The organism is Arthrobacter sp. GMC3, from assembly GCF_002929305.1.
Classification (GTDB): Bacteria; Actinomycetota; Actinomycetes; order Actinomycetales; family Micrococcaceae; genus Specibacter.
The window spans coordinates 111,225-126,475 of the sequence record NZ_PJIO01000009.1 but is presented as its reverse complement, the minus strand read 5'-3'; the positions used below and the strand labels follow the sequence as shown (position 1 = coordinate 126,475).

The window sequence follows — 15,251 nt, the reverse complement described above, 5'->3', positions numbered from 1 at the left end:
GTGCCAAATTTTGAACTCAGCGACGACTACCAGGACTTGAGCGATACAGTCCGCGACTTCGCCGACAACGTGGTGGCACCAGTTTCCGCCAAGCACGACGAGGAACACAGCTTCCCCTACGAGATAGTCGCCCAAATGGGGGAGCTGGGACTCTTCGGACTGCCCTTCCCCGAGGAATACGGTGGCATGGGCGGGGACTACTTTGCCCTGGCCTTGGCCCTGGAACAGCTCGGCAGGGTGGACCAGTCCGTAGCCATCACTCTGGAAGCGGGTGTCTCGCTTGGGGCCATGCCGGTGTACCGTTTTGGCACCGAGGCACAAAAGCAGCAGTGGCTGCCTTCCCTGGCCGCCGGTGAGGCGCTCGCAGGCTTCGGCCTGACGGAGCCCGACGCCGGATCCGACGCCGGGGGCACCACCACCAAGGCGCGCCTTGAGGGTGGAGAGTGGATTCTTGACGGGCACAAACAGTTCATCACCAACTCCGGCACCGACATCACCAAGTTTGTGACCATGACGGCGGTGACGGGCACCACCGAGCGTGCCAACGGTTCCATCAAGAAGGAAATCTCCACCATCCTGGTGCCCAATGGCACCCCCGGGTTCACCGTGGAGAAGGCGTACAACAAGGTGGGCTGGAACGCTTCTGACACTCACCCGCTCACCCTTGTGGACACGCACGTGCCGGAAGAGAACCTGATCGGCGTGCGCGGGCGCGGCTACGCCAACTTCCTCTCCATTCTGGACGAAGGACGCATCGCTATTGCGGCGCTCGCCACCGGGACGGCGCAGGGCTGCGTGGATGAGGCCGTACGGTACGCCAAGGAACGGCACGCCTTTGGCCACTCAATCGGGCACTACCAAGGCATCTCTTTCAAGATCGCCCGCATGCAAACACGCGCCCACACCGCACGCCTGGCCTACTACGACGCCGCCGCACGTATGCTGGCAGGCAAGCCGTTCAAGACCGAGGCGGCTATAGCCAAAATGGTGGCAAGCGAGGCGGCCATGGACAACGCCCGCGACGCCACCCAAGTATTTGGCGGTTACGGGTTCATCAACGAATTTCCGGTTGCCCGCCACTACCGCGATTCCAAGATTCTGGAAGTAGGAGAGGGCACCACCGAAGTTCAGCTCATGCTCATAGCCCGCGAACTTGGCCTGTAGCCTGTGACGACAGGCCGGTATTTTCTCGGCGGCTTCCCGGCCATCGGCGGCGGACCGGCATTCCCTCGGCGGCTATCCGACCCGTCGGCCGCGGGCGGCCTTTGGGGTCTCCTTTACGCCGCCTACGGAAACACCGGCTCCGCCGCCTTTGGTTCAGCGTGACGAGAAGAAGACACAGTGAAAGGTTTTAGCGATGATTAACAAAGTGGTTGCATCAGCTGCCGCAGCCGTCCATGACATCCACCATGGCGCATCCTTGGCCGTGGGCGGGTTTGGGCTGTGCGGGATCCCCGTCGCCTTGATCCAGGCCGTGCACGACGCCGGCACCTCCGAACTGGAAACCGTCTCCAATAATTGTGGTGTCGACGACTGGGGCTTGGGTATCTTGCTGCGCGATGGCCGGATCCGGCGCACCGTTTCCTCCTATGTGGGGGAGAACAAGGAGTTCGCCCGCCAGTTCCTCGCTGGTGAACTAGAAGTGGAACTGACACCCCAGGGAACCCTCGCCGAGAAGCTGCGTGCCGGTGGTGCGGGAATCCCCGCCTTCTACACCAGTGCCGGCGTCGGCACCCAGGTCAGTGAGGGGGGCCTGCCACGCAAGTACGACGCCGACGGAACGGTGGCGATCGCCTCGCCGCCCAAGGAGGTGCGCCGCTTTGGTGACGCCGAGTTTGTGCTCGAGGAATCACTAACCCCCGACTTTGCCCTGGTGCACGCCTGGAAGGGCGACCGGCACGGCAACTTGGTTTTCCATGCCACCGCCATGAACTTCAACCCTCTGTGCGCCATGGCCGGGAAGATCACCATTGCCGAAGTGGAAGAACTCGTTGAACCTGGTGAACTTGATCCCGAGCACGTCCACGTGCCTGGCATCTTTGTCCAACGCGTGGTCCACATCCCTGCTGGTTCCCCCGGTAGTGAGAAACGCATTGAAAAGCGGACAGTATCCGACCCGGTGGTTGAGACCGAATCAAAGGAGGCATAACCATGCCGCTGACACGCAATGAACTAGCCGCCAGAGTGGCTCGCGAGCTGCACAACGGCCAGTACGTGAACCTTGGTATTGGCATGCCCACACTGATCCCCAACTTCATCCCGGCCGGGGTGGAAGTGGTGCTCCATTCCGAGAACGGGATCCTGGGCACCGGGCCGTATCCGGTGGCCGCAGATGTGGACCCGGACCTGATCAACGCAGGCAAGGAAACCGTCACCGTCAACAAGGGTGCGGCATTCTTTGACTCGTCGCTCTCCTTTGGCATGGTCAGGGGAGGCCACGTAGATGTGGCTGTGCTCGGTGCCATGCAGGTGGCCCAAAACGGCGACCTCGCCAACTGGATGATCCCCGGCAAGATGGTCAAGGGCATGGGAGGCGCCATGGACTTGGTCTTTGGAGCCAAGAAGCTCATCGTCATGATGGATCACACCGACAAGGACGGCAATCCGAAAATCCTGGAAAACTGCACCCTGCCGCTGACAGGCAAGGGCTGCGTGGATTTGATCGTCACCGACCTGGCCGTCATAGAAGTAACCCCTGACGGGCTGGTTCTAAAGGAACTTGCGCCCGGAGTTACGGTTGAAGAAATTGTGGCCGCCACCGGTGCGCCGCTGAACCTGGAGATGCACGATGTGGACACGGTATGAGTGAGCCCGAGGTGATAGCCCAGAGAGGCTTGTATTTCGAGGAGCTGCAGACCGGCGTCGTCTATCAACACAAGCCGGGGCGGACCATGACGGAGACGGACAACGTCCTGTTCACCACCATGACCATGAACACCCAGGCGCTGCACCTAGACGCCGCCTGGAGCGCCACGCAGCCTTTTGGGCAGCGGCTCATGAACTCCATGTTCACACTGGCCACCATGGTGGGCCAGTCCGTGGGGCAGCTGACGCAGGGCACCATTGTGGCGCAGTTGGGGATGAGCGATATTTCCTTCCCCCATCCGCTATTTCACGGCGATACCCTGTACACGGAGACCGTGATCACCGAAAAGCGGCTCTCATCGTCGCGGCCGGGCCAGGGTATTGTGACCATGGTTCACACGGGACGGAACCAATCCGGCGTCGTAGTGGGAACGGCCAGCCGCACCGCCCTGTTCTGGCTCAAGCCGACTACTTAGAGGGAGCACACCATCACAGTTTCACCATTCACCATGGGCCCGGCGCTCCTTTTTGCCCCGGCCGACCGACCCGAGCGCTACAACAAGGCTGCCGAGCGGGCTGACGCCGTCATCCTTGACCTTGAGGACGCCGTGGCGCCCGATGCCAAGGCGCAGGCGCGCGAGTACCTTATTGGCAACCAGCTCAACCCGGCCACCACCATGGTCCGCATCAACGCCCTGGACACTCCGGAGAGCACCCTTGACCTGGCAGCGCTTGCCCGCACTGAGTACCGGACCATCATGGTGGCGAAGTCAGAAAACCCGGCGGCCGTCGCTGCGCTCGCCGGCTACCAGGTAGTGGCCCTGTGCGAAACTGCGGCAGGCATCATGGCGGCACCAGCGCTGGCACAGCTGAACAATGTTGTTGCGTTGATGTGGGGGGCCGAAGACCTGGTCGCCTCCCTGGGAGGGACATCCAGCAGGTTCGCCGATGGCAGCTACCGGGCAGTGGCCGTGCAGGCGCGCTCGCAGCTGTTGCTGGCGGCCGGCGCCTTTGGGAAAACGGCCATCGACTCCATTTACGCGGACATCCCCGACCTTCTCGGGCTGGCCGTTGAGGCCGACGACGCCGTCGCCAGCGGCTTTGGCGCCAAGGCGTGCATCCACCCCAGCCAGGTGGCGGTCATTCGCGGGGCTTACCGGCCCTCGGATGCTGCCATCGCCGAGGCCACTGAGCTGCTCGCGGCCGCCGAGGATGCTGGCACGGGTGTCTTTGCCTTCCGGGGGCAGATGGTTGACGGGCCCATCCTCAAGCACGCCCAGCAGATCCTGCGCCGCGCCTAGCGACGCCGTATCACTTTTGGCGCGTTTCCCACCGACGCGGTATCACCTTTGGTGACTTTTCCACTGACGCGGTATCACTTCTGGCACTTAAACGCTGAACGCTCTCCCAATGTGGGAGAGCGTTCAGTCGTATGGTGCCAAAAGTGATACCGCGTAGGGCCAAACTGCACCAGAAGTGATACCGCGTTGGGCCAAACTGCGCCAAAAGTGATACCGCGTTGGGCGGGGTGGAGCTTAGACGGCAGCCATGGCGTCTTCACGCACAGACTTCAGTGCGTGGGTCCAGCTCACCAGCTGATCCAGCATGGGGGCCACGGAGGCGGCCTGCAACTCGGTGGGCTTGAACGTGGAGAAGTTCTCGAAGTCGGTGAACAGTGAGAACATGCCCGTCTTCTGCACGTGGGCAACCTGCAGTTCGGACAAGATGCCGCGCAAGTGCTCCATGGCACGGACGCCAAAGGCTGAGCCGTAGCCAACCATGCCGGCGGCCTTGTTGTTGAACTCAACGTTCAGGTAGGAGATGGCATTGGCCAGGGCCGGCTGAACCGAGTGGTTGTACTCGCCGGCGATGAAGACGTAGCCGTCGAACTCGGCGATCTTGGCGGACCAGAGCTTGGTGTGGTCGTTCTGGTAGTTCTGGTATCCGGCCGGGTAGGCCTCATCCAGGACGGGCAGGTTGAAGTCGGCAATGTCTACCAGCTCGTAGTCAGCGTCGCCGCGCAGCTGTGCCTGGGCAAGAACCCACTCTGCAACACCTGAGTTGATGCGGCCGGGGCGGGTGGAACCGGTGACGATGGCGATCTTGGTCATGCGCTGTTCTCCTTGGATTTGTAACCCGCCATCAATGTGTATGACGTGTCAACTAAAACTTGATGTTTCCATCATGCATCAGACATAATTGACATGTCAACCACCTATTGCGAACTGTGAACAGTGAGGCCCATCATGACCAATCCGATCCAGTCGGAGTCGAAGGCGGCGGAAGCCCAAGAATCGCAGACGCGCTGGCTCAGTGCGGACGAGCAAGCAATTTGGCTTGAGCTTCGTGACTTTGTCAGTGGTATGCCGCGAGTCATAGACCGCCAGCTCAACCAGGATGCCGGCATGTCCGGGGGTGAGTATGCCGTTTTGGCTGCAGTATCCGAAGCCCCGCCCGAAGGTGTGCGTTCGGGCGATCTCGCCCGCATACTGGAGTGGGAAAAGTCGCGGGTCTCCCACCTCTTGCGTCGCATGGAGGCCAAAGGAGTGATCGGGCGCTGTGCAGCCAGCGCCGACGGTCGCGGCCAGGAGATCACCCTGACACCCGAGGGTTGGGACGCTGTTCGTCGGACGGCGCCGGGCCACGTCACTATGGTGCGCGAAACCATTTTCGATCCGCTCACACCCGCCGAATTGGAGCAATTGCGCTCCTCCCTGCAAAAGATCCGAGGCGCTGCCATATCGGGCGGCCTCTGGTGAGAAAGTACTAGAACCGACTTTTTGGGCCAGTCCCCTCATGCCTGGCCGGAGGCGGCGAGGTTGTATTTCCATAGGCGGCGTAAAGGAGGACCCAAAGGCCGCCTGCGGCCGACCGTCCGGATAGCCTCCGAGGAAATGCAGTTTTGCCGTTGGTTTGGGCCCACAAGCGCGAGGGCCCCGATGCGAGCTTTCGGGCGGTGATTGCCGTTGGGTGGGCCCACGCCTGCGAGGGACCACGGCCGAGGAACGAGGCTGGGGAGCAGGTGGGGAATACTTGTAGCTATGCAGCATCGAAAAGTGATCATTCTTGGCTCCACAGGTTCCGTCGGCACGCAGGCGATCGACGTCGTCGGACGTGCCACCTTGGCCGACGGGACGCCCCGCTTCACGGTGACCGCACTGAGTGCCGGCGGCGGTAACCTGGCGCTGCTTGCCGAGCAGGCCGTGCAAACCCGGGCTTTGGCCATCGGAATTGCCACGGACGACGCCGAATCCCTGCGTACGCTGATCGACTCCCGGGCCGCTGCGGCCGGGGCCACAGGCTACAAACCGGAGATCGTGACGGGGCCCAGCGCCTCCACCGTCATTGCCGCATGGGGTGCCAATACCGCCCACGGAGCGGATGTGGTGCTCAACGCCATCACCGGTTCCATTGGCCTGGCGCCGACACTCGCCGCGCTGGGCACCCCCGCGATTTTGGCGCTGGCCAACAAGGAATCCCTCATCGTGGGCGGACAGCTTGTCAAGGATGCGGCATCGCCCGGGCAGCTGGTCCCCGTCGACTCCGAACATTCGGCCTTGGCCCAGGCGCTGCGCTCCGGCACGCCCGGGGAAGTTCACAAACTCATTGTCACCGCCTCGGGAGGGCCATTCCGGGGCCGCACCCGAGCAGAACTCACGGACGTGACCCCTGCCCAGGCGCTCAAGCACCCCACCTGGGATATGGGCCCCATGGTCACCACCAACTCGGCCACCTTGGTCAACAAAGGGCTGGAAGTCATCGAGGCCCATCTGCTCTTTGATGTGCCCCTGGATAGCATCGAGGCCGTGGTTCATCCGCAGTCGGTGGTGCATTCCATGGTCGAATTCACCGATGGATCAACCCTCGCGCAATGCTCGCCGCCGGACATGCGCCTGCCGATCGCCCTGGGACTGGGCTGGCCGGAGCGAGTCCCGGGTGCCGCCCTGGCCTGTGACTGGACAAAGGCAGCCACGTGGACGTTTGAACCACTGGACAACGTGGCCTTCCCCGCCGTCGAACTTGCCAAGGAAGCTGCACGCAGGGGGAGCACCTGCCCAGCCGTCTACAACGCAGCCAACGAGGAAGCCGTGTACGCGTTCCATGCAGGCCGGATAGGCTTCTTGGACATTGTGGATACCATTGCGGAAGTTCTCAGCGAACACACACCGGTTTCGGAGCTGACCCTAGAGTCGGTGCTGGAAGCTGAAAAGTGGGCACGGGCGCGGACCAACGAGTTGTTGGCCGCCAAGGGCTGAAGAATTCTCTTGATATACCGGGAAATATGTAGCTAGAAAGTTCATTGTGACTGTATTGCTTTTCATTGGCGGCGTGCTCTTCGTCGCTATTGGCGTGGCCGTTTCGATCGCCCTGCACGAGGTGGGGCACCTGCTGCCCGCCAAGCTCTTCAAGGTTCGTGTTACCCGGTACATGATCGGCTTTGGGCCCACCATTTGGTCCCGGAAAAAGGGTGAAACTGAGTACGGGATCAAGGCCATCCCTGCCGGCGGCTACGTGGCCATGGTGGGCATGTACCCGCCCAATCCCAGTGATGGCAGTGTGCGGCCGTCCAGCACCGGCATGTTCCAGACGCTTGCCACCGAAGCCCGCAGCCTGGCGCACGAGGAGGTGGGTCCCGAGGACTCCAACAGGGTTTTTTACAAGCTCCCCGTGTGGAAAAAAATTGTGATCATGCTCGGTGGGCCCACCATGAACCTACTCATTGGAATTGTGCTCATGGCCGTCCTGCTCATGGGGTTTGGCACGCCACAGGCAACCACCACGCTCTCCGAGGTCAACGCCTGCCAGGTCGCCTACGGCCAGCCTGCTCCGACTGATCTTTCCAACTGCACCAAGACGCCGGCAGCTGCCGCCGGACTGCAGCCCGGGGACACCATCAAAACCTTTGCCGGCAAAGAAGTCACTGACTGGGCCACTCTGACCGACTGGATCCGCGCCTCTGCAGGCAAGCCAGTGGAGATTACCTACCAGCGCGGCGCGGAAACAATCACCACCTCCGTAACCCCTGTTCTCACTGCCCGCCCCGTGCTGAACGCCAATGGCTCCGCAGTGGTGGACGCCGAAGGAAAAGCCGAAACCGTCCAGGTTGGCTTCATGGGAATGGGTCCAAGCTCAGCAATGGTGCCGCAACCGGCCAGCGCGGTGCTTCCCGCAGTGGGCAACAACATTGCCCAGGTGGGCGGCATCGTCTTCCAACTGCCGCAGAAGTTGGTGGGCGTGGCTCAGGCGGCCTTCAGTTCGGCACCGCGCGACCCGAACGGCCCCATTTCCGTGGTGGGCGTGGGCCGGGTGGCCGGTGAAGTTGCCTCCATGGAGCAGGTGCCGCTCAGCTCGCGGATCGCCACCCTTATTGGCTTGCTGGCCGGCGTAAACCTTGCATTGTTTGTCTTCAACCTGATCCCGCTGTTACCGCTCGACGGCGGACACGTCCTAGGTGCCCTGTACGAAGGGGCGCGGCGCTTCGTAGCCAAGCTGTTCAAGAAGAAGGACCCGGGACCCTTTGACATTGCCAAGATGCTGCCAGTCACCTATGTGGCTGCAACACTGCTGATGGTCATGGGGGCCCTGCTGATCTACGCCGACATCGTCAAGCCGGTCAATCTGTTCGGCTAGCCGTTATTCAGTCCAGCGCGCCTGCCAGGGACTGAGCGAAGCGGCGGATGCGATCATTTTCGTTGTCGGCCCGCCAGACCAGACCGAGGGCCGACTCCGGAAGTCCGGTCACGGGAACGTGGGATATGTCCGGGCGGGAGTAATGTTCGGCGCTCGCCCGGCAGAGCAGCAGGCCCACATTGCTTGTAGTGACCCGCATAAGTCCTTCTTGCACAGTGGAGACTCCCGCGCGAGTTTGGATCGGCCGTCCGGACGGAGTCCTCTCTGGTGACTGTGATTGGCGCCAATACTCAGGTGCCGGTCCCCATACGGGGACCATGACGACGTCGGCAAGTTGTTCCGCGGTGATCTCTGGCAATGCTGCGAAGGGGTGACCGGTGGCAACTGCGAGGGTTTGCTGCTGACGCGAGAACACCGGTCCAGTAACCAGTTGCGGTTCGGCAACTGGAAGCAGGCAAACTGCCGCGTCGATGCGAGCTGCAAGGACGTCACTGAAGGGATCACCCAAAGGGAGTTCTTTGAATTGGATGATGCTGTCTGGATTGTTTCGCTCAAAAGCGCTAACCGCCTTGGCGATCGATTCGTAGAATGCGCATTGAAATCCGACCAAGAGCGGCGTCGGTGTAGCTCGGGCACGGTCCTTGGCCTCATCAACAACCGAGGCCAGCAAACGATGTGCCGGCCGAAGGTCAGCGCAGAACTTTGCCCCGGAATCCGTCAGTGCAACCTTGCGACTGGTCCGCTCTACCAGTGTGACCCCAATCCGGCGCTCGAGGGCGCGCAGCAACTGGCTGACCCGGCCTTGGGAAATGTACAACCGTTCTGCTGTTCTGCCAAAATGCAGTTCCTCCGAAAGGACCAAAAAGCATTCCAGCTCCCGCATCGGCAACTCTCTAATACTCACTCCTGAACTTTATCGATTACCTCAGCTAATAGCACCATCAGGCATTCGCCGTTGATCATGGCCGACTGAATTGATGGACTTGTCTGCATGATCCCATCATCACCGAGCTCTGCTCCAGCCACTGACCGCGTTTCGCTAAGTTTGTCTCCGACCGGGAATCGGTGGGCTGGGGTGGTACTTCTCGGATTTGCGACCTTTATGGTTGTGGCGGCCGAAATGATGCCCGTAGGTCTGCTGACCCCGATGGGCGCCGACCTTGGCCAGAGCGAAGGCACTGTCGGTCTCACCCTGACTATCACCGGACTCGTTGCCGCTATCTCCTCTCCACTGACCCCGTTTCTGATCCGGGCGATAGATCGCCGACTCGTGTTGATCGTCTTGATGGTGCTTGTCGCGGCTGCCAACGTGCTGACCGCAATCGCCAGCAGCTTCGCCGTCGTGTCAGTGGCTCGTGTTCTCCTAGCCATTGGCATGGGTGGAGTGTGGGCCCTTGCGCCCAGTATTGCCCCGCGCCTGGTCGCTGTGCCTTCGAAGGGTCTTGCTGTGACGATCGTCTTCAGTGGTGTTGCGGTCGCTTCGGTGCTCGGTGTCCCCACAGGCACTTTCATCGGTGCGATTTTTGGTTGGCGATTTGCTTTTTGGTTTCTGAGCGTCACAGCCGTCTTAATCGCAATGCTGATGATCGTCTTGCTTCCCCCTTTGCCTGCCGAACGAAGTCACCCTTCAGGAAGTCTGGCTGGTGTGCTCCGAATTCCTGGTGTACGTATCGGAATGGCAATTACTGCGCTTCTGGTGACAGCCCATTTCACCGCCTATTCATATGTGAGGCCCGCGCTCGAATCTTTCGCGAGCCTGAGCCCAGGCCTTGTTGGAGCTATGTTGCTGATCTACGGCATTTTCGGGGTTGCCGGCAACTTCACCGCAGGTCCTATTGCTGCTCGCTCGTCCGTCGGCATCCTTCTCGTTCTCGCATTGGGAATCGCGACAACGCTGACCCTCGCGCCTGCGGTTGCAACCACTGCTCTCGGCGCCGGCATTGTCATGATTATTTGGGGGATGCTTTACGGTGGCGTGTCTGTCACTACCCAAACCGCGATCCAATCGGCTGCGCCCATCACTGCCAGCGAGAGTGTCTCCGCGCTTTGGTCGGGTGTTTTCAACGCAGGAATGGCCCTAGGCGCGCTGACCGGTGGGCAGATTTATGACAAGGTCGGAGCCAGGGGTACGCTCTGGACTGCCGCAGCACTGGCCGTTGCAGCGACGGTGCTCACCGTCATTGAACTCCGGTCTCGCCGAGTCAAGCGGCCACTTTCACTCGCATCCGACGACGACTCGGAGTTGGAAGTCAGTTGCTCATAGGGGCAACCGGGGCTGACCCGCACATCCTCAAGTAGTCCAGATAGAGTTACGGCTAGATGAAAAGTCAGATGAGTCAATTGCAGGGGCGAGGATTCCTGAGTCAGAAGGATCTCGACGCCTTCAGTCACCTGTCAACAACGGAGTTGATTGGAGAACTGGAATCCGACGATGCCGTGAAGCGAACTGTTGCCATTCGGCTACTTGCACCCTCGGCGTCGTCGGACGATTCGATGAACCTCCTTTTTGTCGAGCGACTCCGGCGCGAAACCAAGCTGTACACCAAACTGGAGCTCTGTGGAGCAATTCAAAATGGCGGGGTCGGAACCGCACGAATGCTTGTTCCCCTGCTGGGAACGATCGGCAAGAACCAACATAGGCGGCCGGAGCCAGGCGTCTTCAGGAAAACGAGCTATCCATTGCCGCGAGACATCGTGGCTCGAATTCTTGCCCGCATGGATACTCAAATACTGCCAATGCTTGTCTCGGTTATTCGCGACGGTCCACGAATACAAGTTGTGGAGGCAATCGATGCCGTTGGTTTCATGTGCTTTTATTCATCCGTGCCAGGCAAGGACCGTATGGCTGCTTTGCGGGCGCTAATCAGTTGCCTTAAAGGCAGCCCGGACGATGACCTGCTGCAATGGAAGATTGTGCGCGCGTTCGAGAGTTTCAACCATCCCGATTGCCTAACCATCCTTGCCGAGATTGTTGCTGAAAGTGCCATCCCAGAAGTGCGCCAGGAGGCCCGGCGGTCCTTAACACTGGTGGCCAAACAGCTCCCAATGTGACGCGGCCACAGCTATGCCTACGTTCGTGACTTGGAGCCCAGTGTTTGAGTCACAGTTCATTCGGCGCCCATTCGGGTTTCCTCGTTAACGATCACTAGTCACCGTAAAATGGTTGATTCTATAAGGTTAACCAATTATGGTTTACTCATGTTTGTTCTTACAATCGACCAGCGCGGCAGCCGCGCCAGCCAAGACAGAGTTCCTGAACTGTTGGCCAGCCTGGCTGACATTCCCACCCGGCTGGCCTTTGAACGCACTGTCGGTGATGAGGTCCAGGGGCTGCTGGAGGACCCCGCAGCCGTTGTTGACGTGGCCATGCGCGCGCTGCGAACGGGGCATTGGCACGTGGGAATTGGTGTCGGAGGAGTAAATTCGCCTTTGCCGGCCAGATCCCATGAAGCGGCTGGGGGTGCCTTTATTGCAGCGCGCGAAGCAGTGGAAAAGGCCAAGAAATCCGGTGCGCGCGTCCCCCTCTGTGTCCGCGGACAGACAGTGCCAGAGGCTGCGGCAGCGGAAGCTGTTCTGGTGCTGATCGGGGACTTGGTGCGAAAACGTTCCGAATCCGAGTGGCGCGTAGTGGATGCTCTCATGGCAAATCAGAATCCACTCCAGACGGAGGTGGCGCACCAATTGGGTATCAGCCCGCAGGCCGTCAGCAAAGCCATTCTTCGGTCAGGGTGGGTCGAGGAACGCAACGGTGCCCTTGCCGCTCAGATCCTCTTGTCGCAGGCCGACGTGCCCATTGTCACAGGGGACCACTACGCTGAAAGTCAACGACACTAAGAAAGGGATTCCATGGATGCACTGTGGATTGCACTGACAGTGGTGGCGGCCTGTTTGGGGGGTTGGCCCGTGACGGCCGGGATACTGAAGCTTTCCACATCACGTGCGGTGGCAGCCGTTGAGTTGGCAGAAAACGGCAAGGAGCGCACAGACCACGACGCGGACGATCCGGCGGCCGACTCCACCGCAGACTTCGGGGCAAATACTGCTCCAGCTGCTCTAGCCGTAACAGCGTCGGACAGCTCGCCGCCAGCCAAGCAAGCCCAGATTGGAGTCATGCGCGGGGGACTGTTGATCGGAGCGTTGGAACGTGCCGCCGTCGTCCTCGCCATTCTCACCAACCAGCCAGTGGCGATTGCCTATGTTGTTGCCATCAAGGGGTTGGGTAGGTATCCGGAATTGAAAAATACGCCCGCCGCCAGCGAACGGTTCATCATCGGCACTTTGGCCTCCATGCTCTGGGCAGCTGCCGTCGCTGTGCTTGCCAAAGTGCTCCTACTATAGGGTGAACTCATGAGTATTTTTGCCGTTGAATATGTCTATGGTCCCGAAGCCGAAGCCGAGCGGACCGAACACCGTCCCAAGCACCGCGAATGGTTGGCGGAGCAGGCGCAAGCCGATGTAGTGCTGGCCTCAGGACCCTACGGTGACGGCGCCGGCGCCCTGCTAATCTTCCAGGCCACCGATGAAGCCACGTTGTACGAGATCCTGAAGCAGGATCCGATGAGCCGTGGCGGGGGAGTCACAGGGCTGAAAGTTTCCGAATGGAAGCCGGTCATCGGCCAGTTCAGCAAATATATGGCCTAGGCCTCACCCCGGCGCCGATAGCCGGGAACCAGCTTACAATTTAGAACAGATGATGCGGAAAATTTGTCGCGGCGCCATTCAAAGGCTGCCGCGGACGCTTCATTAAAAAGATCTTCAAGGAGCACATTTTGACCTCGGTCAGTCTCGGAATGCCGCCATTGCCACCGCCAGTCCTCACGCCCCGACGCAAAACCCGGCAGATTAAGGTCGGCTCGGTTGGTGTTGGTTCCGACTCGCCCATCAGCGTGCAGTCCATGACCACCACGAAGACCACCGACATCAACGCCACACTGCAGCAGATCGCCGAGCTGACAGCCTCCGGCTGCGACATTGTCCGAGTGGCATGCCCGGCGCAAGATGACGCAGATGCCCTGCCCATCATCGCCAAAAAGTCGCAGATCCCGGTTATCGCGGACATCCACTTTCAGCCCAAGTACGTTTTTGCCGCCATTGAGGCAGGCTGTGCCGCCGTTCGGGTGAACCCGGGCAACATCCGCAAGTTTGATGATCAGGTCAAGGAAATTGCCAAGGCCGCCAAGGACCACGGCACCTCGATCAGGATTGGTGTGAACGCAGGTTCGCTGGAGCCCTCCATCCTCAAAAAGTATGGCAAGGCCACCCCCGAGGCCCTGGTGGAATCGGCTATGTGGGAGGCGTCGCTGTTCGAGGAACATGGCTTCCACGACTTCAAGATTTCCGTCAAGCACAACGACCCCGTGATCATGGTGGCGGCCTATGAAATGTTGGCCGAACAGGGCGACTGGCCCCTGCACCTGGGCGTCACCGAGGCGGGCCCTGCATTCCAGGGCACCATCAAGTCCGCCGTTGCCTTCGGCGCGCTTCTCTCCAAGGGAATCGGCGATACCATCCGGGTGTCCCTCTCCGCCCCTCCTGTGGAGGAGATCAAGGTGGGCAACCAGATCCTGCAGTCGCTGAACCTGCGCCCCCGCAAGCTGGAAATTGTTTCCTGCCCGTCCTGTGGGCGCGCCCAGGTGGATGTCTATACCCTTGCCGAGCAGGTCACGGCCGGTCTGGAAGGCATGGAAGTACCGCTGCGCGTCGCCGTCATGGGCTGCGTTGTCAACGGACCCGGCGAGGCTCGCGAGGCTGATCTGGGTGTTGCTTCCGGCAACGGCAAGGGACAGATCTTTGTCCGCGGTAAGGTCATCAAGACCGTTCCCGAGGACCAGATTGTTGAGACCCTGATTGAAGAAGCCATGAGAATTGCTGAAGAGATGGAGTCCGATGGCGACAATCCGCTCCAGGGTGGCCCCGTGGTTAGCGTCTCGTAGAGGCACTGACACCGGACCGGTGCGCGTCCTTGTTCGCGAGGACACGGACGCGCTCCGGGCTTTAGTCGCGCGCGATCCCGTGGCCAACGTCTTCATCGACTCGTTGCTCGGCCACGGCGGTAGCGCCGTGCCCAGCCAACCAGGATCGGTGATTCTGGGTTTTTTCGAGCACGACGGCGGTGACCTGGCCTCGGCGTGTTGGGTCGGTTCCAATGTGGTCCCGATCGAGGTGACCGCAGCCCAAAGCACCTACTACGCCCGGTGGCTGGTGGCACATTGGCAGGTGCACGCCTCCATCTTTGGCCCGGCGGAGGCCGTGTTGGGCATCATGGCTGAACTGTCCAACGCTGGAATCAGTGCGCAGGAGGTCCGGGTCAACCAGCCCCTCCTCACCTTGGCCGAACCCTCCCCCTTGACAGCAAATCCTGACCTGGCCGTCGGACGAAGCGGACAATTTGAGGAAATCTTACTTGCCGCAGCAGCCATGTTCGAGGAAGAAGTGGGGTACTCGCCCTACCTTGGCGGCGAGGAAAACTACAGGCGCCGCGTTGCCTGGCTACTGAACAACGGCCACACCTTCAGCCACTGCGAGCCGAACGGTGAGGTAATCTTCAAAGCCGATCTTGGCGCCGTCACAGCCAAGGCAACCCAAATTCAAGGTGTGTGGATGAACCCGCGCTACCGCGGGCTGGGCCTCAGCGCCGGCTATATGGCCGCCGTCGTGGACCTTGCACAGGCCCTAGCGCCAGTGACGAGCCTGTACGTCAACGACTACAACGCTCGCGCGCGGGCAAGTTACGCCAAAGTTGGATTCGAGCAGGTGGGCACTTTCGCCACCGTACTCTTCTGAGTCCCACGCCCCCAACGTTCAGGGATGACGAG

At 60.7% G+C, this 15,251-nt stretch carries 17 protein-coding genes; 15 read left to right on the top strand and 2 right to left on the bottom strand.

Translation table 11 applies throughout. The features are described from left to right. The 5 genes from CXQ94_RS15200 (at nt 1) to CXQ94_RS15180 (ending at nt 4,106) form a co-directional block, all read left to right on the top strand. The gene (locus CXQ94_RS15200) at nt 1-1,164 is read left to right on the top strand and encodes an acyl-CoA dehydrogenase family protein (protein ID WP_104091421.1); all 1,164 of its coding nucleotides are present in this window, start codon (nt 1-3) and stop codon (nt 1,162-1,164) included. Between the two features lie 193 nt (nt 1,165-1,357). Further along, complete coding sequence (locus CXQ94_RS15195; RefSeq protein ID WP_104091420.1) at nt 1,358-2,149, top strand: CoA transferase subunit A; 792 nt, start codon at nt 1,358-1,360, stop codon at nt 2,147-2,149. Nucleotides 2,150-2,151: 2 nt separating this feature from the next. Continuing rightward, nucleotides 2,152-2,805, top strand: a complete 654-nt coding sequence (locus tag CXQ94_RS15190; RefSeq protein WP_104091419.1) for a CoA transferase subunit B — start codon at nt 2,152-2,154, stop codon at nt 2,803-2,805. Next, nucleotides 2,802-3,281 (top strand): MaoC family dehydratase, encoded by a 480-nt coding sequence (locus tag CXQ94_RS15185; RefSeq protein WP_104091418.1) that lies wholly within the window; start codon nt 2,802-2,804, stop codon nt 3,279-3,281. The genes CXQ94_RS15190 and CXQ94_RS15185 overlap by 4 nt, the downstream gene beginning before the upstream one ends. A 33-nt stretch (nt 3,282-3,314) precedes the next feature. Continuing rightward, a complete protein-coding gene (locus tag CXQ94_RS15180; protein WP_104091417.1) occupies nt 3,315-4,106 on the top strand; it encodes a CoA ester lyase in 792 nt (263 codons plus the stop codon). A 234-nt stretch (nt 4,107-4,340) separates the two neighbouring features. Here CXQ94_RS15180 and CXQ94_RS15175 read toward each other — a convergent pair whose 3' ends face one another. Further along, entirely contained in the window at nt 4,341-4,916 is a 576-nt protein-coding gene (locus CXQ94_RS15175; RefSeq protein ID WP_104091416.1) for an NADPH-dependent FMN reductase, read from the bottom strand. Nucleotides 4,917-5,051: 135 nt separating this feature from the next. Between CXQ94_RS15175 and CXQ94_RS15170 the strand changes: the two genes are divergently transcribed. From CXQ94_RS15170 to CXQ94_RS15160, 3 genes are all read left to right on the top strand, one after another. Beyond that, entirely contained in the window at nt 5,052-5,564 is a 513-nt protein-coding gene (locus CXQ94_RS15170; RefSeq protein WP_104091415.1) for a MarR family winged helix-turn-helix transcriptional regulator, read from the top strand. 282 nt (nt 5,565-5,846) lie between these two features. Continuing rightward, a complete protein-coding gene (gene dxr / locus CXQ94_RS15165; RefSeq protein WP_104091414.1) occupies nt 5,847-7,061 on the top strand; it encodes a 1-deoxy-D-xylulose-5-phosphate reductoisomerase in 1,215 nt (404 codons plus the stop codon). Between the two features lie 43 nt (nt 7,062-7,104). Then, nucleotides 7,105-8,436 carry an RIP metalloprotease gene (locus CXQ94_RS15160; protein ID WP_104091413.1) on the top strand — a complete coding sequence of 444 codons (1,332 nt, stop codon included), beginning with the start codon at nt 7,105-7,107 and terminating at the stop codon, nt 8,434-8,436. Nucleotides 8,437-8,443: 7 nt separating this feature from the next. On the opposite strand, the gene CXQ94_RS15155 is transcribed toward CXQ94_RS15160, so the two are convergent. Then, a complete protein-coding gene (locus CXQ94_RS15155; protein ID WP_219817061.1) occupies nt 8,444-9,340 on the bottom strand; it encodes a LysR family transcriptional regulator in 897 nt (298 codons plus the stop codon). Nucleotides 9,341-9,427: 87 nt separating this feature from the next. Here CXQ94_RS15155 and CXQ94_RS15150 point away from each other — a divergent pair, with 87 nt between their 5' ends. The 7 genes from CXQ94_RS15150 to CXQ94_RS15120 all read left to right on the top strand — a co-directional run bounded on the left by CXQ94_RS15150 (nt 9,428) and on the right by CXQ94_RS15120 (nt 15,219). Further along, entirely contained in the window at nt 9,428-10,699 is a 1,272-nt protein-coding gene (locus CXQ94_RS15150) for an MFS transporter (protein WP_104091412.1), read from the top strand. Nucleotides 10,700-10,755: 56 nt separating this feature from the next. Then, entirely contained in the window at nt 10,756-11,487 is a 732-nt protein-coding gene (locus CXQ94_RS15145; protein WP_181034244.1) for a hypothetical protein, read from the top strand. Nucleotides 11,488-11,634: 147 nt separating this feature from the next. Continuing rightward, complete coding sequence (locus CXQ94_RS15140) at nt 11,635-12,270, top strand: hypothetical protein (protein ID WP_104091410.1); 636 nt, start codon at nt 11,635-11,637, stop codon at nt 12,268-12,270. A 12-nt stretch (nt 12,271-12,282) separates the two neighbouring features. After that, nucleotides 12,283-12,774, top strand: coding sequence for a hypothetical protein (locus CXQ94_RS15135; protein WP_104091409.1), 492 nt, complete (start codon nt 12,283-12,285; stop codon nt 12,772-12,774). A 9-nt stretch (nt 12,775-12,783) separates the two neighbouring features. After that, entirely contained in the window at nt 12,784-13,077 is a 294-nt protein-coding gene (locus tag CXQ94_RS15130) for a YciI family protein (protein ID WP_104091408.1), read from the top strand. Nucleotides 13,078-13,205: 128 nt separating this feature from the next. Next, a complete protein-coding gene (ispG, locus tag CXQ94_RS15125) occupies nt 13,206-14,369 on the top strand; it encodes a flavodoxin-dependent (E)-4-hydroxy-3-methylbut-2-enyl-diphosphate synthase (RefSeq protein WP_104091407.1) in 1,164 nt (387 codons plus the stop codon). 19 nt (nt 14,370-14,388) lie between these two features. Beyond that, on the top strand, nt 14,389-15,219 hold the full coding sequence (locus tag CXQ94_RS15120; protein WP_306418909.1) for a DUF4081 domain-containing GNAT family N-acetyltransferase: 831 nt from the start codon (nt 14,389-14,391) through the stop codon (nt 15,217-15,219). Nucleotides 15,220-15,251 lie beyond the last annotated feature (32 nt).

Coding starts and splice junctions, on each gene's coding strand:
- CXQ94_RS15195 (WP_104091420.1), top strand. CDS start 1,358: ATGATTAACAAAGTGGTTGCATCAGCTGCCGCAGCCGTCCATGACATC.
- CXQ94_RS15190 (WP_104091419.1), top strand. CDS start 2,152: ATGCCGCTGACACGCAATGAACTAGCCGCCAGAGTGGCTCGCGAGCTG.
- CXQ94_RS15185 (WP_104091418.1), top strand. CDS start 2,802: ATGAGTGAGCCCGAGGTGATAGCCCAGAGAGGCTTGTATTTCGAGGAG.
- CXQ94_RS15180 (WP_104091417.1), top strand. CDS start 3,315: ATGGGCCCGGCGCTCCTTTTTGCCCCGGCCGACCGACCCGAGCGCTAC.
- CXQ94_RS15175 (WP_104091416.1), bottom strand. CDS start 4,916: ATGACCAAGATCGCCATCGTCACCGGTTCCACCCGCCCCGGCCGCATC.
- CXQ94_RS15170 (WP_104091415.1), top strand. CDS start 5,052: ATGACCAATCCGATCCAGTCGGAGTCGAAGGCGGCGGAAGCCCAAGAA.
- dxr (WP_104091414.1), top strand. CDS start 5,847: ATGCAGCATCGAAAAGTGATCATTCTTGGCTCCACAGGTTCCGTCGGC.
- CXQ94_RS15150 (WP_104091412.1), top strand. CDS start 9,428: ATGATCCCATCATCACCGAGCTCTGCTCCAGCCACTGACCGCGTTTCG.
- CXQ94_RS15145 (WP_181034244.1), top strand. CDS start 10,756: ATGAAAAGTCAGATGAGTCAATTGCAGGGGCGAGGATTCCTGAGTCAG.
- CXQ94_RS15140 (WP_104091410.1), top strand. CDS start 11,635: ATGTTTGTTCTTACAATCGACCAGCGCGGCAGCCGCGCCAGCCAAGAC.
- CXQ94_RS15135 (WP_104091409.1), top strand. CDS start 12,283: ATGGATGCACTGTGGATTGCACTGACAGTGGTGGCGGCCTGTTTGGGG.
- CXQ94_RS15130 (WP_104091408.1), top strand. CDS start 12,784: ATGAGTATTTTTGCCGTTGAATATGTCTATGGTCCCGAAGCCGAAGCC.